Here is a 23,974-nt window from a genome sequence, read left to right on the forward strand (position 1 = left end):
GGGGCGGGTGGACGTGATGGAGGCGAGGCTGGGCGGCAAGGTGGCACTGGTGACCGGCGCCACCGGAGGCATCGGTGACGCGGTCGTGCGGCGGCTCGCGGCCGAGGGCGCCGCAGTCGTGGTGACCGATGTCGATGCGGAGCGCTGCGAGAAGCTCGCCGATGACCTCGGAGGCGGAGCCCTGGGGCTGGCTCTGGACGTCACCGACGAGTCGGCCTGGCAGGCGGTCGTCGATCGTGTGACCGGTCAACTGGGTTCTCTGGCCGTGCTGGTGAACAATGCCGGCATCGCCGCGATGGGCACCGTCGAGACGGAGACGATGGAGAGCTGGGACCAGGTCGTCGCGGTCACCCAGACCGGTGTCTGGCTCGGCATGAAGTACGGCGGTGCGGCGATCGAGCGCTCCGGCGGCGGCTCGGTCGTCAACGTGGCGTCGATCTTCGGTACGGTCGGCGGCTTCGGCGCCCAGTTCTCGTATCACGCGGCCAAGGGCGCCGTACGCCTCATGACGAAGAACGCCGCGCTGCACTGGGCCAGGCGCGGCGTCCGCGTCAACTCCCTGCACCCCGGCTTCATCGAGACGCCCCGCTCCCGCGAACTGTGGCGCGACACGCCCCGGTTGACCGCGATGATCGAGGGCACTCCGCTCGGGCGCCTCGGCACGCCCGAGGAGGTCGCGGCGACCGTGGCGTTCCTCGCCTCCGACGACGCGAGCTTCATGACCGGCTCGGAGCTGTACGTCGACGGAGGCTGGACGGCGCGCTGAGGCCCTCAGCTTGTTCTTTTTCTTCCGGCCTCGAATGGCGTCTCGAACTGGGTCGCTCACCTGCCGGTGATTGTCGGGCTTACGATCATGTTCGACGGCCGTTCGAGGCCCACATGGGGGCGCGATGTCAGAGATCTCTCAGTGGCTCAAGGACTGGCATGCCGCACATGAACACGAGCTTCGCTCTCGTGGGATCAGCTCTACGGTGAAGCGACCCGTCCCAGGGACCCCGTCCCGAGGGCGGCCGAAGGCCACGGCAGTGAGTCTCACACTGGAATCAGACGAGCGCACGGGGACGGTGTTCCTCTGGGAATCGGGTGCCACTTCGCTGCTCTTCATCGACTCCGGAACCGAGCGCACCTGGCAGGACCATGCGGTGCTCAACTCCGAGAACGACCTGCCACAGATCCTGGCGCCCCTCGTGAAGCTGGTCGAAACAGCTGCCGACAGTAGTTGAAGAACAAGCTAAGAGGTGACGGCGGTGTACTGGTCGACGCCGTCGTCCGTCCGCGTGCACCGGAGCTGACCGCGGGCCACCAGCACGTCCAGGTGAGCCGCGGTCTCGTTGACGGCGAGCATCTGGTTGAAGGCGTTCAGGTCGGCGAAGGGCACCTTGCGCCGGGTCCACCCCAACTCCCCCGCCACGGCGTGGGCGTTGAGCGTGCGGTCACCGAGGACCGCGAGCGTCTGGGCGAGCCGGTCGTCGTGGTGGGCCAGCAGTTCACCGACCCGGACGTGCACGCTGTCGCCGACCGGACCGTGCGCGGGCAGCAGTCGGGCGTCCGCGAGCGTCGTCATCAGCCGCAGTGAGTCGAGATAGTCCCCCAACGGCAGCGCGGTCGCACCGAGTTCGAAGCCGATGGACGGGGTGATGTGCGGCAGGACGTGATCCCCGGAGAACAGCAGCCCGCGCGCCTGGTCGAGGTAGACGACATGACCCCGGGTGTGGCCCGGAGTCGGGATCACCTTCAACTGCGCCTCTCCGAACCGGAGTTCCTCCGCCCCCAGCCAGTGGTCGGGCGCCTCCCACACGCTCGGGTCGAAGTCCCCGTGGTCCATCGCGGCCACCCGCTCGGCGAGTTCATGCGCTCCGGCCCTGCGCAGCGTCTGAAGGGAACCGGCCGGCTGAGTCGTGCTCAGCGATCCGAGCAGCTCCAGGCCGGGCCGCTCGCCCGACCCGAGGTAGACCCGCGAGCCGAGCAGCCGGCGCAGCTCCACGGCCTGGGTGTAGTGGTCACGGTGGATGTGGGTGACCAGGATGTGGCTGATCTCGCCGAGGTCATGGCCGAGAGTGCCCAGCGCGTCCTCCAGCACCTTGCGCGACTCGGGGATCGACCACCCTCCGTCGATCAGGACCAGCCCCTCCGCCAGGCCTTCCAACGCGTAGACGTTGACTGCCCGTAGTCCGTCGTCCGGCAGCGGGAGTGGGATGCGGTGGACACCGGGTCGTACGGTCTCGGCGCCTGCGTCAGCCCAGCGGCCGCGGTCGAATCGGGGGGTGCGGGTCGTGGGGGTGGTCATGCATCTCCTTGCCGGTGCGGTTGCCGGGCCGGCTCCGCGGAGAGCCGGGCGTGCAGTTCGTGTGCGAGCCGAAGGGCCCCGGAGCGGTCGAGCTTGCCGACTGTCGTCTGGGGCAACTCGTCGACGATGAAGGCGAATTCGGGCCACTTGGCCTTGGAGAGACCGGTGCGGTCGAGGTGTTCGGTGATCTCCTCGAGGCCGATGCCGTCAAGGCCGTCCTCGGCGACCACGAGCACGGCCGCCCGTTCGCCGAGCAGTGGGTCCGGTACGGGGACCACGCAGGCCCGGGCGATGCCCGGGTGGGCGGCGACGGCGCGTTCGATCTCGGTGATGTCGAGGTTGCGGCCGCCGCGGATGATGACGTCCTTCTCCCGGCCCATGATGGTGACCGTCCCGTCGTCGCCGGTCATCAGCAGGTCCCCGGTGGGGAAGAAGCCGTCCGGGGTGAGGGCGGGCGGCTCGACCTTGCCGTCGCGGGCGTAGCCCTGGAAGAGGGAGGGGCCGCGGACCTGGGCCCGGCCCGTCCGGCCGGGGCCCAGGACGGTGCCGTCGGGGGCGAGGGCGCGCAGTTCGGTGCCGGGGAACGGGCGTCCGTCCCGGTCCAGGCGGATCTCCTCGGGGTCGTCGGGGCGCGGCGAGGTGTGCCCGAGGCATTCCGACATGCCGAAGACCCGCAGGATCCGCGTGCCGAGAGAGCGTTCGGCGCGGGCGAGGGCGCCGCGGTCCATGGGGCCGCCGCCGACGGTGAGGGCGCGGACTCCTGCGAGGGCGCGTGATCCGGCTGCCGCCGAGCCCATCTGGAGTGCCATGGTCGGCACGCACATGGTCCACCGGACGTCGTTCGCGGCCATCCGGGAGAGGGCCTCCTCGCGGTCCCATCGGCCGCTCAGGACGAGGGGTCCGCCGAGCATCAGCGCCATGCAGACGCCGAAGCAGTACGCGGCGGTCGAGGAGAGGGGCACGATGGCGGCCACCGCGTCGCCCTCGCGCAGGCCGTTGATGTCGGCGGTGCAGGTACACGCGTAGCGCAGCGCGCTCTCGGACTGGACGACCCCCTTGGGCCGGCCGGTGGAGCCGGAGGTGAGGCCGATGAGCGAGCCTCCGGACCAGCGGGAGGCATCGCGCGGGCCGTGGCCGGCGAGGACCGTCCAGCCGTCGAGGGCCTCGGCCGTCCGTGCTGCGTCCGGCGCGCTCCGGCGTGCCTGCCACTCCTCGAACGCGGACGGTTCGGCGATCACCACGTCGGGGCGGATGTCCTCCAGGGCTGCGGAGAACTCGGCCTGGGTGGTGTGCCGGTTGACCAGCGCCAGGACACCGCCGGTCATCCCCACGGCGAGGGTCGCGGCGACGGTGCGCCAGCAGTTGTCGGCCTGCAGCAGGACGGTCCCGCCGGGCGTGCCGTCCGGAGTCATGGCGTCGGCCAGTTCGGCCGCCCGCTCCAGCAGCTCGCGTGCAGTGTGCCGGCCGAAGTCGTCGACGACGGCTGTGAAGTCGGCCTTCTCGGCGCGTTCCTGGAACTCCCGCACTGTCTGTCGCATCCGCTTCTTCCTCGCCTCTTCGCGCGAAAGGTGGTGGTGCCTGTCTCCGACGGGCGTGATCAGCCCGCGTACATCTCCATTTCGCCGCCCATGACGGCGATGCGCCGGCCCCGCATGTCGCCCACCTGCGCGACCGCGGCCGCCCACTCGGGGCTGGCCAGTGCCTTGCGCAGGTCCTCGGCGGTGTCGAAGCCCAGGACGGAGACGCCGTCCCAGCCTTCGGAGCGCGGTTCGAGGGCCGCGTCGATGTCGGTGTGCCGCCAGGACCTCAGTCCGGGCAGGGTGCGGGTGAGTTCGGCGTGTTCGCCGCGCCACCAGGCGATGAACCGCTCGTGCGTCCACTCGGGCGGGCGGGCGGCCAGCAGGACCAGGTTGTACATCGCACCCTCCTCGGGCTTCTCAGGTGAACAGCACCGCGGGTGAACGTCCGATGAGCAGCCGTCGCACCCGGCCGGTGTCGTCGAGTCGGGCGCCGGCCACGAACGTCGCCTCCGGTTCGCCGGAACGGCGTACCTCGCCGAGGAACAGTTCGTCCTGGCCGACGGTGCTCGCCGTGAGCAGGTGGTGTGTGCGGATCCCCACCTCGCGCTGGGCGAGATAGCCCTCCATCTCGGCCCGGCCGCCGTGGAAGTCGGTCGCGCCGTCACCACCGGAGGAGAACAGGATGGAGAACTCGAAGTCATCACTCATCAGGTCGAGGATCCGGTCGGCGTCGCCGCTGTCGAGGATCGCGAACCACCGGGTGAGGAACGGAGCGGTGGAGGACGAGGTCGGCGCGGTCACGGCCGGTCCACCAGGTCGAAGTCGGTGGTGAAGAAGGACTGGTAACGGTCCATCAGCCCGCCGGGCGAGACCCGTAGAGCGGAGAGGAATGCTCCCATGGTCACCCCCTTCTCGACCACGAAGCCGTACGCCGTCTCGACATCACCGTCGACCGCGTACCGCTTGATCTCGTGTGTGCGGTCCACCGCCTGCCGTCCTGCTATGTACGCGGCGAAGTCCTCGCGCGACTCGCCGCTGTGCCGGCCGCTGGGCAGCGCGATGAGGAAACGGAAACCGGGCTCCACCAGATCCAGGACCTTCTCCGGGTCCTGACCGTCCATGCGGGCCATGTATTCGCGAAGCACCATTGCTGATCGCTCTCCTTCCGCACCATGAACTCGGCGCCGTGTACCGCGCCACCGCGCGGCCCGAACCCTTGAGACAACCTGAGTTCAATTCAGTTTGACTGTAAGACGGCCGCCCCACCCCCGACAAGGGGGCGGGCCGGAGGCTATTCGGCGACCATGCGCACCACGCATTCCTCGATCATCTCGCTGATCTCCGAAAGCGGGATCGCTCCGGTCGGGCGGTACCAGCGCCAGACGCTGACGATCATGCCGAGAACGGCCAGGCCGAGGGTGTGTGCGTCGCGGACCGGGAAGGCGCCCTTCGCCATGCCGCGCATCAGCAGACTCGTCCAGTCCCGCTCGACCATCTGCACCAGCTGGCGTGCGGCGACGCGCTCGGTCTCCTCGCGCTTGGACTTACGGGGGTTGGCGAGCAGGGACATGTTGGCCTGCAGAATGCGCATCTGGCGGATCTCCTGCTCGCTGACCGCGAAGGCGGAGCGGACCGCCGCGCGCAGTTCCTCCACCGGATCCGACTGGTCCGCCGTGGCCTCGACGAACATGTCGTGGGAGCGCTGGAGCTCCAGACGCATGATGGTGAGCAGGCAGTGGGCCTTCGACTCGAAGTAGTGGTAGAGAGCGGTCTGCCCGATGCCGACCCGGTCGGCGACCTCGGACCACTTGGTGCTCTCGTAGCCGTCCTCCCCGAACCGCTCCACGGCGGCCACGAGGATGGCCGCCCGCTTCGACCTGGGCCCCTCTTCCGGATCCACGATCCGCACCCTTGCCATCGTCCCTCCCTCTTCTCCGCGACCGGATACGATCACCGCCCGGTCGTCCGAGAGTAGACCCAAGTTCAGGTTGGCTTCGAATCGAGGGGACCGCACACCCCGGGGCGACCCCGCTGTTCACGGTGCCACCGCCTGCGCGAAGTCGGGTCGCCGCTTGGCGAGGAACGCGGCCACGCCCTCCCGCCCCTCCGCGGAGACGGCGGCCGCAGCCAGGAGGCGGGCCTCCGCGTCGAGGTGTTCGTGCAGCCCGGTCGACAGCGCCCCGGCGACCAGGCGTCGCGTCACGCCGTACGCCCCGGTGGCCCCGCGCGCCAGTGCCCGCGCGGTGTCTGCGGCCTCCTCCTGGAGCCGCTCCGGCTCGGCAACCCTGCTCACCAGCCCCATCTCCAGCGCTTCGACGGCGGAGATCCGGCGGTTGGTGAGCAGCAGGTCCATCGCCCGCTTGGGTCCGGCCAGCCGGGGCAGCAGCCAGCTCACTCCCGCGTCCGGCGAGTAGCCGATCCCGGTGTACGCCGCCCTGAAGCCGGCGTCCGCTGCGGCGAAGCCGAGGTCGGCGGCCATGGCGAGCCCGAGTCCGGCCCCCGCCGCGGCCCCTTGCACGGCCGCCACCAGCGGCGCGTCGAGGCCGGCGAAGATCCTCAGCGCCCTGTGCAGCGCGTCGGTCACGTCGGTGAGATGCCCGGCCAGCTCCTCGCCGGACATCGCTCCGAACTCGTTCAGGTCGCCTCCCACACAGAAGGAGCGCCCCCGTCCGGTGAGCAGCACGGCTCGCACCCGGGCCGCCTCGCACTCCCGCGCCGCGTCCAGCAACCCCCTGGCCATCGCGAGGTCGATCGCGTTGCCCGAACCGCGGCACATCTCGACGTGGGCCGCCCCGTCGCCGTCGACCTCGGTCGTGACCCTCATCGCGCCGTCCACCCGCCGTCCACGGTGAGCACCTGGCCGGTGCAGTACGAGGACGCGTCCGAGGCCAGGTAGAGCAACGCCCCGTCGAGCTCGCCCTGTTGGCCGCCCCGCCCGAGCATCGTTCCGCGCTCCACCCAGCGCCGGGAGCGTTCGTCGGCGAACAGCCTGTCGGTCATCTCGGAGCGGAACCACCCCGGGGCGAGGGCATTGACGCGTACCCCGCTCCTCCCCCACTGCCCGGCCAGCTCTCGCGTCAGCCCGACGAGCCCGGCCTTGGAGGCGGCGTAGGCCGCACCCCCGAGCGGGGCTCCGGACACGAGCCCGAGGACGGACGACACGTTCACGACCGATCTCGTACGGTCGTGATCGGCCGGCGTCTCGGCCAGCAGCCGGGCCAGATGGAACGGCGCCACCAGGTTCACGGCCAGTACGTCCGCGAAGTCGCCGCAGCTCTCGTCCTGCGCTCGTACCGCTCCGGGCGCTCCCGCGTTGTTGACCAGAACGTCGAAGCGTCCGCCGTTCTCCAGAACGGTCTCGGCCAGCCGTTCCCGGTCCGCCTCCAGCGAGACATCGCAGACGACCGGGTGGATGCGCGGGGCGCCGTCGGCCAGCTCCTTCAGCCGGTCCGGTCTCCGCGCCGCCGCGTACACGGTGGCCCCGGCCGCGGCGAGTACGGTGGCGAACCGGGCCCCGAGCCCCGACGAGGCGCCCGTGACCACAGCCGTCCGACCCTGCAGCGAGAACAGGTCCGCGACCGCGGCGGTCACCCTTCCACCCCGATCGGAAGCACGGTGGCCCCGCCGTCCAGGACCAGCGTCTGGCCCGTCATCCACGAGGATGCCTCGGACGCGAGGAACACCGCCGCGTGCGCCACGTCCGCCACCGTGCCCAGCCTGCGCAGTGGCAGCTTCGCGGTCAGGATCGGCTCCCTCGGCTCCCACACCGCCCGGGCCAGCTCGGTCTTGATCAGGCCGGGCGCGATCGCGTTCACCCTGGCGCTCGGCCCGAGTTCGTAGGCGAGTTGCCGGGTCATGTGGAGCATGGCCGCCTTGGTGGCGTTGTACCAGCCGATCTGCGGATCGACGACCAGCCCGCCGACGGAGGCGATGTTGACGACGGCTCCCCCGTGCTCCCGCATCCACGCCCGCCACGCGTACCGTGTCCAGGTGACCATGCCGTACTGGTTGACCTGTACGGTCTTCTCCGCGCGCGGCGGGTCGAGGTCGAGGAGCGGGCCCATGTAGGGGTTGGTGGCCGCGTTGTTGACCAGAATGTCGAGCCGCCCGAACCGCGCCACGGTCTCCTCGGCACACCGCTCGGCGTCCTCCGGCCGGCCCGCGTGCGCGACCACCTCGTGCACCTCGCCGTCGCCCTTGACTCCCAGCAACTCCTCGCGCGCGGCGGCCAGTCCGTCCGGCTTGCGGGCCGCGATCACCACATGCGCGCCCGCCTCCCGGTACGCCTTGGCTATCCCGAGGCCGATGCCCCGTGAACCGCCGGTGATCACGGCCACCCGCCCGTCCAGCACCTGTCCGTTCACGCCGACACCTCCGGGTACTTGGCCAGTTCACGCCGCGCGACCGTCCGCAGATGCACCTCGTCCGGCCCGTCGGCGATCCGCAGCGCCCGGGTGATCGCGTACAGCCGCGCCAGTACGGTGTCGTCGCTGACGCCGGCCGCCCCGTGCGCCTGCACCGCCCGGTCGACCACCCGGTGGGCCACCTCCAGCGCGGCCACCTTGATCGCGGCGACTTCGGTACGGGCGGCCGCGTTGCCCGAGGTGTCCATCAGCCAGGCCGACTTGAGGACGAGCAGCCGTAGTTGCTCGATCTCGATGCGGCTGCGGGCGATCCATTCGCGGACGACGCCCTGTTCGGCGAGCGCGCCTCCGAAGGCGGTACGCGTCAGGGCCCGACGGCACATCAACTCCAGTGCCCGCTCGGCGAATCCGACCGCGCGCATGGCGTAGTGCATACGCCCGGGTCCCAGGCGTCCCTGGGCCAGGGCGAACCCCTCCCCCTCGCCGCCGAGCAGCGCGGACACCGGCACGCGCACGTCCTCGAAGAGCACGTCGCCGTGGCCGCAGCGGTCGGTGTAGCCGAACATCGGCAGGTCGCGGAGGATGGTGATGCCGGGTGTGTCGCGGGGGATGAGCAGCATGCTCTGTTGCCGGTAGCCGGGCGCGTCGGGGTCGGTGACGCCCATCAGGATGATCAGTCGGCAGTCCGGATCGAGGATCCCGGATGTGTACCACTTGTGGCCGTTGACGACGTACTCACCGCCGTCACGCGTGATCCGGGTACGGATGTTGCGCGCGTCGGAGCTGGCCACCTCGGGCTCGGTCATGGCGAAGCAGGACCGGATCTCGGCGGCGAGCAGCGGCCGCAGCCAGCGGTCCTGCTGCTCGGGGGTGCCGAAGAGGGCGAGCAGTTCCATGTTGCCGGTGTCGGGGGCCGAGCAGTTGAACACCTCGGGGCCGAAGATGGAGCGTCCGGCGAGTTCGGCGAGTGGTGCGTACTCGAGGTTGGTGAGGCCGGCGCCCCAGTCGCCGTGTGCGAGGAAGAGGTTCCACAGGCCCTCGGCGCGGGCCTTCTCCTTCAATTCGCGCAGGATCGGCGGCAGTTCGTGGGGGTTGTCCGCCTCGGCGAGCTGGCGGTCGTGGACGGGCTCGGCGGGCAGGACGTACTCCTCCATGAACGCGGCCATGCGCGAACGGAGTTCGTCGGCCCTCGGGGAGAGTCCGAAATCCATGGTGGAACTCCTTCAGGGCCGTCGGGCGAGGATGTCGCCGGCCGTGCGGATCATCGCCGCGATGGTCGGGGGCAGCCGCTCCTGGTCGGGGTCGTGATGCTTGCCCTCGCGGTGTCGGCGCAGGTTGTGGCCCATGATCGCGGCCATCTTGGTGCGGGCCAGGGCTCGGAACCAGTCGAGAGAGGGGGGTTCGGGCCGCCCGTCGAAGTAGGCGGTGAGCAGCTCCTCCTCGCTGGGCAGTCCGGGCACGGCGTTGCCGAGCCGGGGGAAGTTGCGGTGGTCGGCGAAGAGCAGGTACCAAGCGAGGTCGATGCGCGGATCGCCGTACCCCCATATCTCCCAGTCGACGACGGCGGCCGGCCGTTCGCCCTGGCACAGGACGTTGGCGAGACGGAAGTCGCCGTGGGTGAGGGTGGGGGGAATGCTGTCGGGGATGTGTGAGGCCAGGGTGCTCAACACGTCCTCGGCCCCGGGGCGGAGTTCCACCGGCACCGCTCGCATGGTGCGGCTCCACCGGTCCAACTCACCTGCCGGGCCGAGGGGGTCGGAGGTCTCCGTCCCCGTCGCCCCGTGGAGATCTCGCAGCACGCCGGCCAGAGCCAGCATCCGTGTCCGGCACAGTCTCGGGTCCAGTCGATGCTCGTCGAGGACCGGTTCGATCGCCTCGCCGTCCACGAACTCCATGGCGAACCACGCCGGTTCAGCTTCGTCGACGGCGACGACGTCCGGTACGGGCACCGGTGATCCGGCGAGCGCGCGCAGGACCCGGGCCTGGCGCAGGACGTCGTTGCGACCGACGGGCCGCTGCCCGGGTGGCACCGCCTTCACGACGTACGAGGTCCGTCCCGCCGCGATGGAGTAGGTGAGGCCCGAGTGGCCGCCGGGCAGGGTGCGCAGGTCGCCGAGGGGCTCGCCCGGGTGTCGTTCGGCGAGCTGCTCGCGGACCCGTCGCCCGAGTGCCGTCACCTCAGTCGTCGTGGTCACCTCTCCGCCCCCTTCGGTTCCTTGGGCATCCGCAGCACGCGCTCGGCCAGGATGTTGCGCTGGATCTCGTCGCTGCCTCCGGCGATGCGGTAGCCGGGAGCGCCGAGCAGGTGCTCGGTCCAGGCGAACGTGCCCCACTCCCCCGTGTCGGCGGCCAGGCGCGGCCCGAGGAGTTGCTGGACCAGGTCGGTCGTGGCGCGCATGGTCGCCGTGGCGTGGAGTTTGCCGACCGAGGCCTCGGCGCCCGGTTCGCGGCCGGCCGCCAGGGCTGATGTCACGCGTAGCCCGATGAGCCGCTGGACGAGGGCGCGCACGAACAGGTCGGCGGCCTGCTGTCGTTCCCCGCCGGTGAGCGGGCGGGGCAGGTGCCGGGCGAGGTCGAGGGCGCGGTCGGCGTTGTCCAGGCCGAGGCCGCCGGAGTCGAGGCGTTCGGCGGCGAGCACGGTCAGGGTCACGCGCCAGCCCTCGCCGACGGGACCGAGGCGGTCGGTGTCGGGCACGAGGACGTCGTCCAGGTAGACCTCGTTGAAGCTGGAACCGCCGGTCATCTGCCGGATCGGCCGTACGGTCACGCCCGGCGCGTCCATGCGGACCAGGAAGACCGTGATGCCCGCGTGCCTGGGCACATCGGAGTCGGTACGGCAGACGGCGACGCCCCAGGTGGCGATCCGGGCGCCGGACGTCCAGACCTTGTGACCGCGCAGGATCCAGCCGTCGCCCTCCCGCACGGCCCGGGTGCGGACGGCGGCGAGGTCGGAGCCCGCCTCGGTCTCGGAGAACAGCTGGCAGGCGAGTTCGTCGGTGCGGAGCATGGGGCTCAGCCAGCGCCGCTTCTGCTCCTCCGTGCCCCAGATGCGGATGGCGGGAGCGACGAGCTGCTGGGTGACCGGGAAGACCTCGGTGCGCCGCGGCACGTCGAAGGCGTCCTCTTCGGCACGGTACAACTGCTCGTAGTACGAGGGCAGTTCGCGGCCCCCGTACTCCGGCGGCCAGCCGAGCGCACCCCAGCCGTGGTCGTATCGGGTGCGTTCCCAGTCCCGTATCCGGTCGGTGTGTGCACGTTCCTCGGCCTCGGTCCAGTTCTCGAAGACGGCCACCGAGTCGTCGCCGCGGCCCCATTCCTGGCGTGCGGTGCGCTCTTTCGCCACGCCGGTCAGCCAGGCACGGACCTGGGCCCGGAACTCCGCGGGCTCGGGAATGCCGCTCATGGTGCTCCGCCCCTCCCTTCTCCTCATCGATCGGCTCAGCGGGTCATCACGGTGCAGGCGCTGACACCCGGCGCCCCGTACACGTGGGTGAAGCCGGCCGACGGATCGTCCGGCACCTGCCGCTCGCCCGCCCGGCCGCGCAACTGCTGTACGACCTCGTGGACTTGGCGCAGTCCGGAAGCGCCGATGGGCTCGCCGTTGGCGATGCAGCCGCCGTCGGTGTTGACGGGCAGCGAGCCGCCGATTCCGGTCGCCCCGAACGGAATGAGCGACTCCTGCTCGCCGTGCTCGCAGAACCCGCACTCGGCCATGTGCATCACCTCGGCACCGCTCTCGGTGTCCTGCAGCTGGCACACGTCGATGTCGCGCGGCCCCAACCCGGCTTCCTCGAAGGCGTGTTGCGCGGCATCCGCGCTCACGCTCGTCGGCGTCCCGGTCGGCGCCCAGGGGCTGAACACCTCGAAGGAGCCGAACCGGCGGGTCCGTACGACGGCCGCCCTCAGCCCGACCGGCGTTCCGCCGAGTTCGCGGGCCACCGCCTTGGTGCACAGGATCAGCGCGACGGCGCCCTGACCGGGCGAGCAGAACATGTACCGGGTCAGGGGGTCGTTGACCATGCCGGATGCCAGGATCTCGTCCGCGTCCAGCGGCTTGCGGCGCCAGGCGTACGGGTTGAGCACTCCGTTCGCGTACGCCTTCTCGGCGACCTGCGCGAGCGTGCGCGGGCTGATGCCGTGATCGTGCATGTACCGCTGGATCTTCATGGCGAAGAACTGCGTGGTGACCATGAGCCCGTCGCGGCCGTAGGCCTCGTCGAGCCCCCAGTCGGCGGGCCGCGGGTCGAAGGCGCCGCGCGGGTGCTTGTCGAAACCGACCGCGAGGGCCACGTCCGCCGCCCCGGACCGGATCGCGCCCACGGCCGACACCAGGGCGCTCCCGCCGGTCGCGCAGCCGTTGCGCACATTGGTGAACGGCACTCCGGTCAGGCCGAGTTCGGCGACGAGCGTGTCGGCGTTGCCGGCGGCGTCGCTGCCGCCGTACGCGGCCCGCACCCGCGACCACGGCAGTGCGGCGTCGGCGAGAGCGGCTCGTACGGCCTGCACGGCCAACTGCCGGCCGCTCGCCTCCGTACGGGCGAAGGAGGTGATCCCGGCGCCGCAGACGAGTACGTCCTCGCCGCTCATACGACGGCTCCCGTGGCCCTCGGCACACCGTCCCCCGCCGTGATCGCGAGTGGCATACCGATCTCCGCGTCCTCGGTCCGGACATCGAGGACGGCCAACACGCGTACGCCTTCCGGCAGTTCGACGTATCCGAGGGTGAACGGCGCGAATCCGGAGGCCGGTGGGACGTACGGCGGCGACTTGGGCGCGTACCGCTGCACGGTCCAGGTCCACAGCGTGCCCGTGGCGGAGAGCACGACCGGCTCGGCCGGTCCCCCGCAGCGCGGGCACGCCGGGTCGGCGGGGTAGACGGCCACCGCGCAGTCGGCGCACCGGGAGCCGCGCAGCCGGCTCCCGGTCTGCGGTGCGGTGCTCAGCGGCCCTTCCACTGCGGCTCCCGCTTGTCCAGGAACGCCGCCACACCCTCCGCCGCGTCCTCGGAGTTGAGCATCACGCCGACCGCGAGGTGCTCCATGACCATCAGCGACTGGATGTCGGCGTCGAGGCTCCGGTCGATGGTCATCTTGGTGATCCACATGGTGAACGGGCTCTTGTCGGTCAGGTCCCCGGCGAACTCCTCGACCGTGGCGTCGAGCTTGTCGGCGGGCGCCGAGGCGTTGATGAGACCGAACTCGGCGGCCTCGACGCCGGTCAGCAGCTTGCCGGTGAGCATGAGCTCCTTGGTCTTGCGGACGCCGATCATGCGCGGCACCCGGTAGATCGGCCCCGCCCCGCCGAACAGGGCCCGGCGGATGTGGAAGTCACCGATCAGGGCGTCGTCCGCGGCGATCGCGAAGTCACAGGAGATCATCAACTCGAAGCCGCCCGCGGTGACATGACCCTCGAGGACGGCGATCGACGGGGTCCTCATCGAGTACAGCCGGTCGCAGACCTTCGCCGACAGCACGGCGACGTCGATGGCATTGGACCTGCCGACGAAGTCGGCCTGGAGACTGTCCAGGTCGAACCCGGAGCAGAAGGTGTTGCCACGCCCGCGCAGGACCAGCACGCGCAGCTCGGGGTCCGCGTCGACCTCGGTGATGATCTCGTCCAGCCGGTTCAGGATCGGCACGGTCACGCAGTTCTTCTTGTGCGGGCGGTTCAGCCAGACCCGCGCCACGTGACCGTCCCGCTCGAATTGGATCTCGTCTTCGACTGCCATGAGCTCCTCCAACCTGAACTGAATTCAGTACGATTCTGTGGGCAGTGGTTGCCCCTGTCAATGGTCCGGGAAACAGTGGCCGCTCAGTGCGCCCGACGAGTGATCAGTCCGTGCACCCGGTGAGGCCGAGCAGGCCGGCCAGGCGCAGACGGTGGTCGTCACCCGTGCCGAACAGCGCCTCGTCGGCCCGCGCCCGGCGCACATACAGATGGGCCGAGTACTCCCAGGTGAAGCCGATTCCGCCGTGGAGCTGGACGTATTCGGCAGTGGCCAGGCGATACGCACCGGTGCACGCGACGGCCGCGGCGCCGGCGGCGACCGGCAGTTCCGGAGCCTCCACGGCAAGGCAGGCGCTCGCGTACGCCGACGCCGAGCGGGCACCCTCGATCGCGACGAGAAGGTCGGCCAGTCGGTGTTTGATCGCTTGGAACGAGCCGACGACCCGACCGAACTGAGTTCGATGGACTACGTACTCCAGTGTGGCGTCCAGGGCGTGCGCGCTGCCTCCGACGTGCTCGGCGGCCAGCGCCACCCGTCCGGCGTCGAGTACGGCATCGACGACTGCCGGGGCCTGCCCGGCCTCACCGACCGGGTCCGCCGGGACTCCACGGAAGCGGACGTGCCCCTGACGCCGGGTGGGGTCGAGTACGCGGCGAGCCGTTCGGTCGCAGGTCGTGGCGTCCGGCTCGCAGGCGAACAACCGCTCCCCGTCCGGCGCACGGGCCGCGACCACCAGCAGATCGGCACCCTCTCCGTCGGGTACGAAGTCGGCCTCACCGCACAGCACCCAGCCGTCGGGACCCCGCTCGGCCGTCACCTGTGCAGGGTGCAGGAATCCGGCGACGGTGGCCGTGAGCGCACCCGAGGCGATCCCGGGCAACCAGCGTGCGCAGGCCTGCCGGTCGCCACTGCTCAGCAGGGATTGTCCGGCCAGCACGACGGTCGGCAGCAACGGCGCGGGACACAGCACGCGCCCCGTCTCCTGCAGGACGACGGCGAGTTCGGCGAAGGTGTACCCGGCCCCGCCGTACTCCTCGGGCAGGGCGAGCCCGTGCACTCCGATCTCGCCGGCGAGGCGGTGCCAGAGCACCTCGTCGTATCCGCGCGGGCTCTCGGTCTGTTGGCGAACCGTCTCGGGGCCGCAGGTCTCGGCGAGCAAGTCGCTTAGAACCACTCGCAGTTGGCGCTGCTCCTCCGTCTCCAGCAGCAGCGTGGGATCGGCATCAAGCCGGAACATCCAGACCTCCCTCGCCCACACCCACCTCAGGGGCGCGGGGCTGTGACATGTGCGGCTCCGCCGCGTGGGCGCGACCAGTCACGAACAACCCGCAGCCGCCCACAACGGATGAGTCCTCACACGGTGAATCGACCACCATTGGCAAGCAGCACGGCCCCCACGAGATTCGCCGCCTCCTCGCTCGCCAGAAACAAGGCAATGTCGGCGATCTCCTCCGGAGTGGCGTAGGGACGGACACGCCGGTCGACGAACCCCTGCCGAAGCGCCACAGGCGTCCGCGCCGCCATCCCCGTCTCCGTCGGACCCGGCGCCACCGTGTTGACCCGGACGCCGAACGCGATCGCCTCCTTGGCGACGGCCTGGCTCAGCGCATGCGCTCCGGCCTTCGAGGCGGCGTAGTGCGGGTAGCCGGCCAGGGTGTCGAAGGCCGAGGAGGAACCGATGGTGACGACGGCACCGGACCGTGCGGGCACCATGACGCGCAGGGCGGCGCGCAGGACGTGGAAGGTGCCGTCGAGGTTGACGCGCAGGACGCGCCGCCAGGAGTCGTCGCCGAGCCTTCCGGTCACCTCGGGCGGTCGGTCGGCGAGCAGCGCCTCGGCGATCCACTCCTTGGCCGTGGGGTCGTCGACCCCGGCCGCGTGCACCACCACGTCCAGGCGCCCGCCCATCCGTACGGCCTGGTCGAAGGCCCGGTCCACCTCGGTGGAGTCGGTGACGTCCACGGTCAGCGGGTGCGCGCCGGGCAGTTCCTTGGTGACGGCCTCGACCGCCGCACCGTCGATGTCCCCGGCGAAGATCTCCGCGCCCTGCGCGGCGAGCCGCCGGGCGACGGCGGCACCGATGCCGGAGCCCGCGCCGGTGACCAGAGCCACTCGTCCGTCGAAGCGTCCCGTCCCTCCGCTGCCGGACTCGTCATCCATGCCGGATCACCCCTCACCCGATCTACTGAACTGACTTCATTTTTGCTACGGTCTCACGCATGTCAACAGGCAGGACAAGAGCGGTCCGGTTGACCCGCTGGGGCGGCCCACCGGTCCTCACCGAGGTGCCGCGACCTGTACCGACGGGCGAAGAGGTGCTGGTGCAGGTCGAGGCAGCCGGGTTGTGCCGGTCGGACCTCCATGTCATCGACGCCCGGCCGGGCGACCTCCCCTACCGGACTCCGTTCACGCTCGGTCACGAGGTTGCCGGCCGGGTGGTGGAGCGCGGGCCGCAGGCCGTGGGCCCGTCGGTCGGCGAACGCGTGGTCGTGTACGGCCCCTGGGGCTGCGGGCACTGCGCGCACTGCGCATCGGGCGCCGAGAACTACTGCGACCGGCGTCCGACCCTCGACACGAACCAGGCCGGCACCGGAGCGGGGCTCGGACGCGACGGCGGGATGGCCGACGTACTGCTCGCCCCGTCCGGCCGGCTGCTGGTCCCGGTCGGCGACCTGGCCGCGGTCCGAGCGGCACCCCTGACGGACGCCGGGCTCACCGCGTATCACGCCGTCGCCACCGTCCGACCCTCGTTCACCTGCGGCGCCGACGTGGTCGTACTCGGGATCGGCGGACTGGGACATCTGGCCGTCCAGATCCTGCGGGCCACGACGACCGCCCAGGTGCTGGCGGTGGACGTACGGGAGGAGGCGCTCGCCCTGGCCGACCAGTGCGGCGCGCACTTCGGGACGCTCCTGCGGCCCGACACCGCGGAGGTTCTCCGGAGCCGGACGGGCGGGACAGGGGCGGCGGCCGTGCTCGACTTCGTCGGCAGCCACTCCAGTCTGGAGCTCGCGATCGCCGTGCTGCGCGCGGGCGGGGAACTGGCCGTGGTCGGAAGCGGAGGCGGCGAACTGACGGTCCGCAAGCCCGGTGCGCTCCCTCCCGGAGCGCGGATCTCGTTGCCCTTCTGGGGAACCCTGCCCGAGCTGGGGAGGGTCGTCGCGCTGGCCCGCGAGGGGGCCCTGCGAGTGGAGGTCGAGCGGTTCGCGCTGTCGGGCGCCACGGAAGCGATCGAGAGGCTTCGCTCGGGCAGCGTGCGGGGACGCGCGGTTCTCGTCGTCGACTGACCAGAACTCGCATGTCCACACCGCGCCCCTGCCGGCCTCTCGACTACAGAAGTGAGTTCAATTAGCGTCTTGCTGCAGTCAGTGACACGAAGGCGGTGGGACCCGCTATGGATGCGGACACAGTGGATCTGCTGGTGATAGGCGGCGGGATGGCCGGCCTCTCGGCCGCCGCCCGGGTGGCGGCCGAGGGCGGCTCGGTGGTGCTGGTGGAGAAGGCGGAACACACCGGCGGCTCCGCCCGCTTCGCCGGTTTCGTATGGACCGCTCCGACCGTCGAGGAGTTGCGCCGGGTCAATCCGGACGGCGATCCGGAACTGGCCGCGGCCCTGGTGGACGGATTCGCCGAGGGCGTGGCCTGGATCCGGTCGCTCGGCGTGGAGTGCAAACCACCGGTGCCCGTCCTGGGCTTCGGCCGCGGGCATCAGCTCGACACCAACCACTACCTCGACACGTGCGAGCGGCTGATCCGCGACCGGGGCCAGGACGTGCTGACCGGCACCCCGACCCGCACCCTCCTGACGGAGAACGGTGTGGTGAAAGGCGCGGAGTGCCTCCTGCCGGACGGTTCCGCGCGCCGGATCGAGGCCGCCTGGACCATGCTCGCCACCGGCGGCTTCCAGGGCGATCCACGCTTGCGCGCCCAGCACCTCCACGCCCAGGCCGCGGACATGGGACTGCGGGCCAACCCGCACAGCCGGGGTGACGGACTCGCTCTCGGCCGAGCCGCGGGAGCGGCGTTCGGCAAGAAGGACGCGGGGTTCTACGGGCACCTGATGCCGGCGGGCGTCTCCCTGGCCGACCCCGCGCGCTTCGTCGACCTCGCGCTCTACTACAGCGAGCACGCCCTGCTGTTCGACACCACTGGCGAGCGCTTCGTCGATGAGACGGCCGGTGACCATCTCACCACGATGGCGCTGCTGGAACGACCGGGCGCCCGCGGCCTGTTGGTCGCAGACGCGCGCGTGCACCGGGAGTGGATCAGCGCCTCGTACGTCGAAGGCATCCCCGGCGTGGACAAGTTCCAGTTGTGCCATCGCGCCGGCGCCCGCAGCGCGGTGGCGGACAGTCTGGAGGACTTCGCTTCGATGCCCGAGGAGTGGGGCTTTCCCGGCGCCACGGTCCGTGACCGCATCGAGGCGTTCAACGCCACCGCGCGTGCGGGCGGCGCCACAACGCCCGGGCGCCTGCTCGACTCCCGGCCGCTGGACGAGCCGCCCTTCTACGTCATCGAGGCCGAGCCTGCGATCACGTTCGCCTTCGGGGGCCTGCTGATCGACACCGGGGCCAACGTCCTGTCCGCGGACGGGGGCGGGGTCGGGGGCGGCCGCAGTACGGTGCCGGGTCTGCTGGCGGCCGGTGCGGACGCGGGCGGACTGTACCGGCGCGCCTATGCGGGCGGCCTCGCCCCGGCGCTGGTGTTCGGCCTGGCAGCGGCACGGACCGCGCTCACCGAGACGCCGACGGCCGTCGGGCACTGAGCCTCGGACCGGGCGGACGGCACAAATCCCGTGCACGAGTCTTGCCCGTCCGGCACCGCAGTGCCTAGCTTACTGAAGTGAGTTCACTTTGACTTCGCAATGCGTGACGTGAACGCGCTGCCTGCATGCGTGGCGCGAACGCGCTCTTCCACGAGGGAGGGACTGTGAGTCAGTTCCTGCTTGTTCTGGTCAGCGGTGTGGCGAGTGGAGCCGTTTACGGCCTCATGGGTCTCGGGCTGGTCATCATCTACCGGGCCACGGACGTCGTGAACTTCGCGATGGCGTCGCTCGCGACCCTGGGTCTGTACGTGGCGCTCTCGCTCCACGACCGTGGTGTGGCCACGGTGCTCGGCATCCTCGCCGCCGTCGCGATCACCGTGGCGGCGGGCCTGGTGGTGCGGGAGACGGTGATCCGGCCGCTGGGGCAGGGGCAGTTGTTCTCCGCGCTCGTCGTGACGATGGGCGTGTCCCTGGTCGCGGAGAGCACGGCCGGATCGATCTGGGGCGACCAGCCCAAGGACTTCCCCAGCCTGGTCGACGGGACGGTGCGCTGGTCGGGCGCCGCGGTGCCGGTCCAGAGCCTGGTGACGATCGCCGTGGCCGCCGTGGCGATGGCGCTGGTGGGCTATCTGTTCGCCCGCACCACGCTCGGCTCGGCCATGCGCGCCGCGGCCGAGTCGGCGGACACCGCCCGCGTGATCGGGCTGAGCTCGCAACGGCTCGCCAGGATCTCCTGGGCGCTCGGCCTGGGTCTCGCCGCACTCGCCGCCTGCCTGTACGCACCGCGGTCCGGCCTGGTGCCCACCGCACTGGTCGCCCCCCTCTTCCGGGCCTTCGCCGGAATCTTCCTGGGCGGACTGACCAGCATGTACGGCGCCGTCCTCGGCGGGCTGACCATCGGTGTCCTGGACAACCTGGCGGCGAACTACGTCTCCGCCAGCTTCCGGGACACGTTCGTGTTCTCGTTCACCGTGCTGGTGCTGCTGATCCGTCCGCAGGGCATGTTCGGCACCCGCACCTTCCAACGGGTCTGAGGGGTCGCATCCATGGTCTTCAACCGTTCCCTCCTGGCGAGGGCCGCCCTGGGCCCGGCCGCCGGCGCGGTGCTCATGGCATTCATGGCCTCCGGCGCGATCCCCGCGTACCAGATGTACTCGGTGGGGCTCGCGGCCGTGTACACGATGGTCGTGCTGTCGGTCGGCCTGCTCGCCGGCTGGTCCGGCATCTGGTCCGTGGGCCACCCCGCGTTCTTCGCCATCGGCGCCTACTTCGCCGCGTACGGCAGCGGCCACGACTGGCCCCTGGAAGCAGTGGTCCTCGGAGCCGTCGCCACCGGTGCCGCCCTGGGCGCCTTCCTGGGGTACGCGGGTGCCAGGTTCTCGGTGCTCTACATCGCCCTGCTGACCCTCGCCTTCACCACGGTCACCCTGGAGTTGATCAACCGCTGGAGCAGCGTGACCGGCGGCGACCAGGGAGTGCCGGTGATCCAGCTGCGCAGTGCCCTGGGCTTCGGCACCCTCCTGGGTGGTGGCGCCGAGGCCCAGTACCTCGCGGTCGGCGCCGCCGCCGTCGTACTCGCGCTGGCCGTGCCGGCTGCCGCCTCGGGGCTGCGGATGCGGCTGGTGGCCGCCAAGTCGCACCCCCTGGCCGCCCGTACAATCGGCATCGCGCCGGAGGCGCAGTCGTCGCTGTCGTTCGCGGTGAGCGGGGCGTGCACCTGTTTCGCGGGCGTGCTGCTCGGACTGCTCACCGGGTTCGTCAGCCCGGAGCCGTTCTCGCTGGCCTTCGGTATCTCGCTGATCGCGGCGTGCGTGCTCGGCGGGGTCGGCACCGTCCTCGGCGCCGTGGCCGGCGGCATCTACCTGACCTGGAACCCTTCGCTGTCGTCCGCGGTCGGGCTGCCTCAGCCGGTCGTGCAGGGCCTCGTGCTGATCGGGGTGCTCCTCTTCCTGCCGGGTGGCGTCGTCCCGTTCCTCGCCAAGCCCGCGCGGAGCATCCTTCGGCGCGTGCCGCGACGGCCGGACGCCGAAGTCCCGTTGCCGGCCGAAGCGTCGGCGGACCACGCGCCGCTGCGGCCCCCGTCCGAGGCTGCGGGCAGCGGCCCCGTGCTGCTGCACCTGGAGCACATGTCGGTCTCGTACGGCGGACTCAAGGCCCTGGAGGACGCCTCGCTGACCCTCCGACAGAACGAGATCCTGGCCGTCATCGGCCCCAACGGGGCAGGAAAGACAACCCTGTTGAATGCCTTGTCGGGGCTGACAGGCAACGGCCGGGTCAGCGGGACCGCCGACTTCGCCGGCCGGCCCCTCCTCAGGGCCAGGGCGACCGCACGGCGGCGGCTGGGCATCGGCCGCACCTTCCAGCACGCGGAGGTCTTCTCCGAACTCACCGTCGCGGAGAACGTGTTGTGCACCCGGCGCCGCATCACCCCCGGGGACCGGGCCGATGTCGCGCGCCTGCTGCACTCCGTCGGTCTCGCGGACGTGGCCGACCGCCGCCCCGGAGAACTGCCGTTCGGCCTCCAGAAGCGTCTCGACCTGGCCCGTGCGATGGCCGAGGAACCGAAACTGCTGATACTGGACGAGCCGTTCGGCGGTCTCGACGCGGGTGAACGGGCGTTGCTGGCACGGCACATCAGGCGGTTGCACGCCGGCGGCACCGCCGTAGTGGTCATCGACCACGTCCTCGACGACCTCTTCTCCGTCGCCCACCGGGTGCTCGCGTTCGACTTCGGCCGCACGATCGGCGAGGGCACCCCGGACACCGTTCTCCAGGACCCGAAGGTGCGGTCGTCGTACCTGGGATCGGTCGACGGCAGGACACGGCCGCCCGAGCACGTGGGCGAACGGAGCATGATCCGCCTGCACGGGGTCGGCCACACCTACGGCGGCGTGATCGCCCTGCGCGACGTCGACCTCGACGTCCGCCAGGGGATCGTGCTGGGCGTCGCCGGAGCCAACGGAGCGGGCAAGAGCACGCTGGCCGGCATCCTGCACGGCTCGCTGGAACCGGCCCGGGGCGACCGGAAGACGGGCGGAACCGTCCGCACCAGCCTGGCGCCGGAAGGACGGGCCCTGTTCAAGACGCTGTCCCTGCGCGAGAACCTCGAAGTTGCGGCGTATGCGGCGGGCATCACCGGTGCACCGTTGCGCGAGCGGCTGGAGGAGACCGTCCAGTGGCTGCCGGCGCGACTGCGCGACCGGATGTCCGCCTCCGCCGGCGGACTGTCCGGCGGGGAGCAGCAGATGCTCGCCATCGCCCGGGCCCTGATCGTCTCGCCGGACGTCCTGATCGTCGACGAACCGGCACTCGGGCTGGCCCCCGCCCTGGTCGACGAGGTGTACGACCGGCTGGCCAGGCTGGCCCACGACGGGCTGACCGTCGTACTGCTCGAACAGCTGCTCAGCCGGGCCATGTCCGTGTGCCACGAGGTGGCCGTGCTGCACGAGGGCGTCGTCGCGGCCCACGGACGGCCCGGCGACCCGGAGTTCGCGGCCGTGGCGGAAGCGGCGTACTTCAACGGCGGCCTGGAAGCCGCCACGACCGCGGCGGCCACCGCCCGGACCTCCCAGATGAACTGAAATCCCGTTGTGAACGAGGTGGACCGTGTTCCGGACAATGAGAAAATTCCGCCGCCCCGCGGGCGCGATGGCCGTCCTGGCCGCGGTGGCACTGACCGCCAACGCGTGCGCCGGTGAGGACTCCGCAGGGGCCGCCGGCAGCTCGTCCGAGATCCATATCGGCGCGTGGCTTCCCCTCACCGGCGCCACCGCCACGTACGGCGTGGCCGAGAAGGCGGGCGCCGACGCGTACTTCAAGATGCTCAACGCCCAGGGCGGCATCAACGGCCGCAAGGTCCGGTGGACCGTCAAGGACAACGCGGCCGACCCGCAGCAGACCGTGCAGATCGCAAGGGAACTGGTCGGCCAGGACAAGGTCGTGGCCATCGTCAACGCGAACGGCACCTCCCAGGCGGAGGCGGCCTTCCCGTTCGTCCTCAACCAGTCCAAGGTGCCGGTCCTCAACGAGGTGGGCGGCACCGAGTCCTGGTACGAACCGCCGCGCCCTGGCCTGTTCGGCACCCAGACCCTCTACGAGGACCAGGCCGCCGCGATCGCCGGCTGGGCGGTGCAGGACGGCGCGAAGAAGATCCTCGTCGTGCACAGTGACCCGGCCGCGTTCGTGAACGTGGCCGAGCAGGTGGAGCCCGTAGCGAAGAAGGTGGACCCCTCGGTCGAGGTCGACCGGCTGCCGGTCAAGTACCAGACCACCGACTACACCCCCGTGATCAGCAAGGTGAAGGCCGCGAAAACCCAGGCGGTGGTCCTGATCCTCACCTCCCCCGAGGCAGCCGCCTTCCTCAAGGAGGCCAAGCTCCAGGGGCTGTCCCTGCCCACCTACGCCTACGCGCCCGTGGCCGCCGAGTCGACGCTCTCACTGGCCAAGAACGCCGCCGAGGGCCTCAAGGCCGTACAGCTGGTGAAGGCGCCCTCCGACAAGGACCCCGCGGTGAAGGAGTTCCGGACCGCGATGGCCAAGTACGAGCCCGGGCAGAGCGCCGGATTCCTCGCCCTGTGGGGCTGGAGCAACGCGAAGGTGTTCGCCGAGATCGCGAAGACCGTCAAGGGACCTGTCACGGCCCAGTCCCTCACCGCCGCGTACCAGAAGGCGAGCAAGGTGGATCCGGGGGTGTCGCCGGTCATGAACTTCAGCGCGAGCAACCACCTCGGCACGCGCAGCGTGCAGCGAGTGGTCGTGGAGAACGGCGCCTGGACATCCGTCGGCGACTTCTACACGCCCCCGGCACGCGACTGAGCGCCTGGCCCGGGCACGGCGGGCTCCTCCACCGTCACCTCCCGCAACGGCCCGGGCGGCCAACGTTTCCGGTGCTGCCCCCAACGGCTGAAGGCCAACCCGTCAAGGCGCGGGCCGGGACCGCTCCCGGCCCGCGCTCGCGACGCAACCGGCGCGGTCCTGGCCGGATACCAGCCCTCCTCGGGGACAGAGCTCCGACGAACGTGAGCCGATGTCCAGGAGCGGTCCGTTCGGCCTCTTCGGGGAGTAGCGTGAGCTCATCGGGAGCATTTCGCACACCGGCCCCGATACCGGTGTCGTTCCTGGTGAGCAACGACATCGGTCAACTGCCACGAGCAGAGGTCCGGAGACGGGTTCGCGCGATGTCCGCGACCATCGACCATCCCCGGCTACGGGCCGTACCCCTCAAACCCAGGCGACTGCAGCGCCGGGACACGATCGACCGGGTCTCCGGAAGCCTGAAACGGGCCCTCGAGACGACCAAGGACGCCTTCA

At 71.0% G+C, this 23,974-nt stretch carries 24 protein-coding genes and 2 pseudogenes; 9 read left to right on the top strand and 17 right to left on the bottom strand.

Going from position 1 to position 23,974, the window contains the following annotated elements:
• Positions 1–16: 16 nt before the first annotated feature.
• Together IG08_RS0142165 and IG08_RS60345 are read left to right on the top strand one after the other, a co-directional pair.
• Complete coding sequence (locus IG08_RS0142165; RefSeq protein WP_030616132.1) at positions 17–766, top strand: SDR family NAD(P)-dependent oxidoreductase; 750 nt, start codon at positions 17–19, stop codon at positions 764–766.
• A 259-nt stretch (positions 767–1,025) separates the two neighbouring features.
• Positions 1,026–1,223, top strand: a complete 198-nt coding sequence (locus IG08_RS60345; RefSeq protein ID WP_158812332.1) for a hypothetical protein — start codon at positions 1,026–1,028, stop codon at positions 1,221–1,223.
• Positions 1,224–1,231: 8 nt separating this feature from the next.
• Here the strand turns inward: IG08_RS60345 and IG08_RS0142175 are convergent, their stop codons facing one another.
• The 17 genes from IG08_RS0142175 to IG08_RS0142255 form a co-directional block, all read right to left on the bottom strand.
• A complete protein-coding gene (locus IG08_RS0142175; protein WP_030616133.1) occupies positions 1,232–2,287 on the bottom strand; it encodes an MBL fold metallo-hydrolase in 1,056 nt (351 codons plus the stop codon).
• On the bottom strand, positions 2,284–3,825 hold the full coding sequence (locus IG08_RS0142180; RefSeq protein WP_030616136.1) for a class I adenylate-forming enzyme family protein: 1,542 nt from the start codon (positions 3,823–3,825) through the stop codon (positions 2,284–2,286). Before IG08_RS0142180 ends, IG08_RS0142175 begins: the two co-directional genes overlap by 4 nt.
• A gap of 59 nt (positions 3,826–3,884) precedes the next feature.
• Positions 3,885–4,205 carry an EthD family reductase gene (locus tag IG08_RS0142185; RefSeq protein WP_030616139.1) on the bottom strand — a complete coding sequence of 107 codons (321 nt, stop codon included), beginning with the start codon at positions 4,203–4,205 and terminating at the stop codon, positions 3,885–3,887.
• Between the two features lie 19 nt (positions 4,206–4,224).
• Complete coding sequence (locus IG08_RS0142190; RefSeq protein ID WP_030616142.1) at positions 4,225–4,608, bottom strand: nuclear transport factor 2 family protein; 384 nt, start codon at positions 4,606–4,608, stop codon at positions 4,225–4,227.
• The gene (locus IG08_RS0142195) at positions 4,605–4,955 is read right to left on the bottom strand and encodes a nuclear transport factor 2-like protein (RefSeq protein ID WP_030616144.1); all 351 of its coding nucleotides are present in this window, start codon (positions 4,953–4,955) and stop codon (positions 4,605–4,607) included. The genes IG08_RS0142190 and IG08_RS0142195 overlap by 4 nt, the downstream gene beginning before the upstream one ends.
• A gap of 143 nt (positions 4,956–5,098) precedes the next feature.
• Entirely contained in the window at positions 5,099–5,725 is a 627-nt protein-coding gene (locus IG08_RS0142200; RefSeq protein ID WP_030616145.1) for a TetR/AcrR family transcriptional regulator, read from the bottom strand.
• 117 nt (positions 5,726–5,842) lie between these two features.
• Entirely contained in the window at positions 5,843–6,631 is a 789-nt protein-coding gene (locus IG08_RS0142205; RefSeq protein WP_043456538.1) for an enoyl-CoA hydratase-related protein, read from the bottom strand.
• On the bottom strand, positions 6,628–7,398 hold the full coding sequence (locus tag IG08_RS0142210; RefSeq protein WP_030616148.1) for an SDR family NAD(P)-dependent oxidoreductase: 771 nt from the start codon (positions 7,396–7,398) through the stop codon (positions 6,628–6,630). Before IG08_RS0142210 ends, IG08_RS0142205 begins: the two co-directional genes overlap by 4 nt.
• Positions 7,395–8,171 (bottom strand): SDR family oxidoreductase, encoded by a 777-nt coding sequence (locus IG08_RS0142215; protein WP_030616149.1) that lies wholly within the window; start codon positions 8,169–8,171, stop codon positions 7,395–7,397. Before IG08_RS0142215 ends, IG08_RS0142210 begins: the two co-directional genes overlap by 4 nt.
• Positions 8,168–9,382, bottom strand: a complete 1,215-nt coding sequence (locus IG08_RS0142220; protein ID WP_030616150.1) for an acyl-CoA dehydrogenase family protein — start codon at positions 9,380–9,382, stop codon at positions 8,168–8,170. Before IG08_RS0142220 ends, IG08_RS0142215 begins: the two co-directional genes overlap by 4 nt.
• Before the next feature lie 12 nt (positions 9,383–9,394).
• On the bottom strand, positions 9,395–10,366 hold the full coding sequence (locus IG08_RS0142225) for a phosphotransferase family protein (protein ID WP_030616151.1): 972 nt from the start codon (positions 10,364–10,366) through the stop codon (positions 9,395–9,397).
• Positions 10,363–11,574, bottom strand: coding sequence for an acyl-CoA dehydrogenase family protein (locus IG08_RS0142230; protein ID WP_030616153.1), 1,212 nt, complete (start codon positions 11,572–11,574; stop codon positions 10,363–10,365). Before IG08_RS0142230 ends, IG08_RS0142225 begins: the two co-directional genes overlap by 4 nt.
• 35 nt (positions 11,575–11,609) lie before the next feature.
• Entirely contained in the window at positions 11,610–12,758 is a 1,149-nt protein-coding gene (locus IG08_RS0142235; RefSeq protein WP_030616155.1) for a thiolase family protein, read from the bottom strand.
• Positions 12,755–13,126, bottom strand: a complete 372-nt coding sequence (locus IG08_RS0142240; RefSeq protein WP_030616156.1) for a Zn-ribbon domain-containing OB-fold protein — start codon at positions 13,124–13,126, stop codon at positions 12,755–12,757. The genes IG08_RS0142235 and IG08_RS0142240 overlap by 4 nt, the downstream gene beginning before the upstream one ends.
• Complete coding sequence (locus IG08_RS0142245; protein WP_030616158.1) at positions 13,111–13,899, bottom strand: enoyl-CoA hydratase/isomerase family protein; 789 nt, start codon at positions 13,897–13,899, stop codon at positions 13,111–13,113. Before IG08_RS0142245 ends, IG08_RS0142240 begins: the two co-directional genes overlap by 16 nt.
• Before the next feature lie 103 nt (positions 13,900–14,002).
• Positions 14,003–15,136: an acyl-CoA dehydrogenase family protein gene (locus IG08_RS0142250; protein ID WP_030616161.1), complete on the bottom strand. Its 1,134-nt coding sequence runs from the start codon at positions 15,134–15,136 to the stop codon at positions 14,003–14,005.
• A gap of 116 nt (positions 15,137–15,252) precedes the next feature.
• Entirely contained in the window at positions 15,253–16,059 is an 807-nt protein-coding gene (locus tag IG08_RS0142255) for an SDR family NAD(P)-dependent oxidoreductase (RefSeq protein ID WP_030616164.1), read from the bottom strand.
• A 59-nt stretch (positions 16,060–16,118) separates the two neighbouring features.
• Between IG08_RS0142255 and IG08_RS0142260 the strand changes: the two genes are divergently transcribed.
• The 7 genes and pseudogenes from IG08_RS0142260 to IG08_RS0142280 all read left to right on the top strand — a co-directional run bounded on the left by IG08_RS0142260 (position 16,119) and on the right by IG08_RS0142280 (position 23,479).
• Positions 16,119–17,186: an NAD(P)-dependent alcohol dehydrogenase gene (locus IG08_RS0142260; protein WP_030616167.1), complete on the top strand. Its 1,068-nt coding sequence runs from the start codon at positions 16,119–16,121 to the stop codon at positions 17,184–17,186.
• A gap of 107 nt (positions 17,187–17,293) precedes the next feature.
• Positions 17,294–18,664: an FAD-dependent oxidoreductase gene (locus IG08_RS0142265; RefSeq protein WP_030616170.1), complete on the top strand. Its 1,371-nt coding sequence runs from the start codon at positions 17,294–17,296 to the stop codon at positions 18,662–18,664.
• 164 nt (positions 18,665–18,828) lie between these two features.
• Complete coding sequence (locus IG08_RS0142270; RefSeq protein WP_030616174.1) at positions 18,829–19,698, top strand: branched-chain amino acid ABC transporter permease; 870 nt, start codon at positions 18,829–18,831, stop codon at positions 19,696–19,698.
• A 114-nt stretch (positions 19,699–19,812) separates the two neighbouring features.
• Positions 19,813–20,598 (top strand): annotated as a pseudogene (locus IG08_RS63185) (branched-chain amino acid ABC transporter permease); the annotation flags it as partial.
• Between the two features lie 234 nt (positions 20,599–20,832).
• Positions 20,833–21,243, top strand: a pseudogene (locus IG08_RS63190) (ATP-binding cassette domain-containing protein); the annotation flags it as partial.
• A gap of 135 nt (positions 21,244–21,378) precedes the next feature.
• Positions 21,379–22,245, top strand: a complete 867-nt coding sequence (locus IG08_RS63195; protein ID WP_420823313.1) for an ABC transporter ATP-binding protein — start codon at positions 21,379–21,381, stop codon at positions 22,243–22,245.
• A 37-nt stretch (positions 22,246–22,282) separates the two neighbouring features.
• A complete protein-coding gene (locus IG08_RS0142280; protein WP_030616181.1) occupies positions 22,283–23,479 on the top strand; it encodes an ABC transporter substrate-binding protein in 1,197 nt (398 codons plus the stop codon).
• The last annotated feature ends 495 nt before the right edge of the window (positions 23,480–23,974 follow it).

This window comes from Streptomyces fulvoviolaceus (assembly GCF_000718165.1).
Lineage (GTDB): Bacteria > Actinomycetota > Actinomycetes > Streptomycetales > Streptomycetaceae > Streptomyces > Streptomyces fulvoviolaceus.

Bases quoted from the DNA above. Each gene is read 5' to 3' on its own strand.
- IG08_RS0142175 (WP_030616133.1), bottom strand. From the start codon at position 2,287: ATGACCACCCCCACGACCCGCACCCCCCGATTCGACCGCGGCCGCTGG.
- IG08_RS0142245 (WP_030616158.1), bottom strand. From the start codon at position 13,899: ATGGCAGTCGAAGACGAGATCCAATTCGAGCGGGACGGTCACGTGGCG.
- IG08_RS0142195 (WP_030616144.1), bottom strand. From the start codon at position 4,955: ATGGTGCTTCGCGAATACATGGCCCGCATGGACGGTCAGGACCCGGAG.
- IG08_RS0142205 (WP_043456538.1), bottom strand. From the start codon at position 6,631: ATGAGGGTCACGACCGAGGTCGACGGCGACGGGGCGGCCCACGTCGAG.
- IG08_RS0142165 (WP_030616132.1), top strand. From the start codon at position 17: ATGGAGGCGAGGCTGGGCGGCAAGGTGGCACTGGTGACCGGCGCCACC.
- IG08_RS0142235 (WP_030616155.1), bottom strand. From the start codon at position 12,758: ATGAGCGGCGAGGACGTACTCGTCTGCGGCGCCGGGATCACCTCCTTC.
- IG08_RS0142185 (WP_030616139.1), bottom strand. From the start codon at position 4,205: ATGTACAACCTGGTCCTGCTGGCCGCCCGCCCGCCCGAGTGGACGCAC.
- IG08_RS0142250 (WP_030616161.1), bottom strand. From the start codon at position 15,136: ATGTTCCGGCTTGATGCCGATCCCACGCTGCTGCTGGAGACGGAGGAG.
- IG08_RS0142255 (WP_030616164.1), bottom strand. From the start codon at position 16,059: ATGGATGACGAGTCCGGCAGCGGAGGGACGGGACGCTTCGACGGACGA.
- IG08_RS0142260 (WP_030616167.1), top strand. From the start codon at position 16,119: ATGTCAACAGGCAGGACAAGAGCGGTCCGGTTGACCCGCTGGGGCGGC.
- IG08_RS0142200 (WP_030616145.1), bottom strand. From the start codon at position 5,725: ATGGCAAGGGTGCGGATCGTGGATCCGGAAGAGGGGCCCAGGTCGAAG.
- IG08_RS0142230 (WP_030616153.1), bottom strand. From the start codon at position 11,574: ATGAGCGGCATTCCCGAGCCCGCGGAGTTCCGGGCCCAGGTCCGTGCC.
- IG08_RS0142280 (WP_030616181.1), top strand. From the start codon at position 22,283: ATGAGAAAATTCCGCCGCCCCGCGGGCGCGATGGCCGTCCTGGCCGCG.
- IG08_RS0142220 (WP_030616150.1), bottom strand. From the start codon at position 9,382: ATGGATTTCGGACTCTCCCCGAGGGCCGACGAACTCCGTTCGCGCATG.
- IG08_RS0142180 (WP_030616136.1), bottom strand. From the start codon at position 3,825: ATGCGACAGACAGTGCGGGAGTTCCAGGAACGCGCCGAGAAGGCCGAC.
- IG08_RS0142265 (WP_030616170.1), top strand. From the start codon at position 17,294: ATGGATGCGGACACAGTGGATCTGCTGGTGATAGGCGGCGGGATGGCC.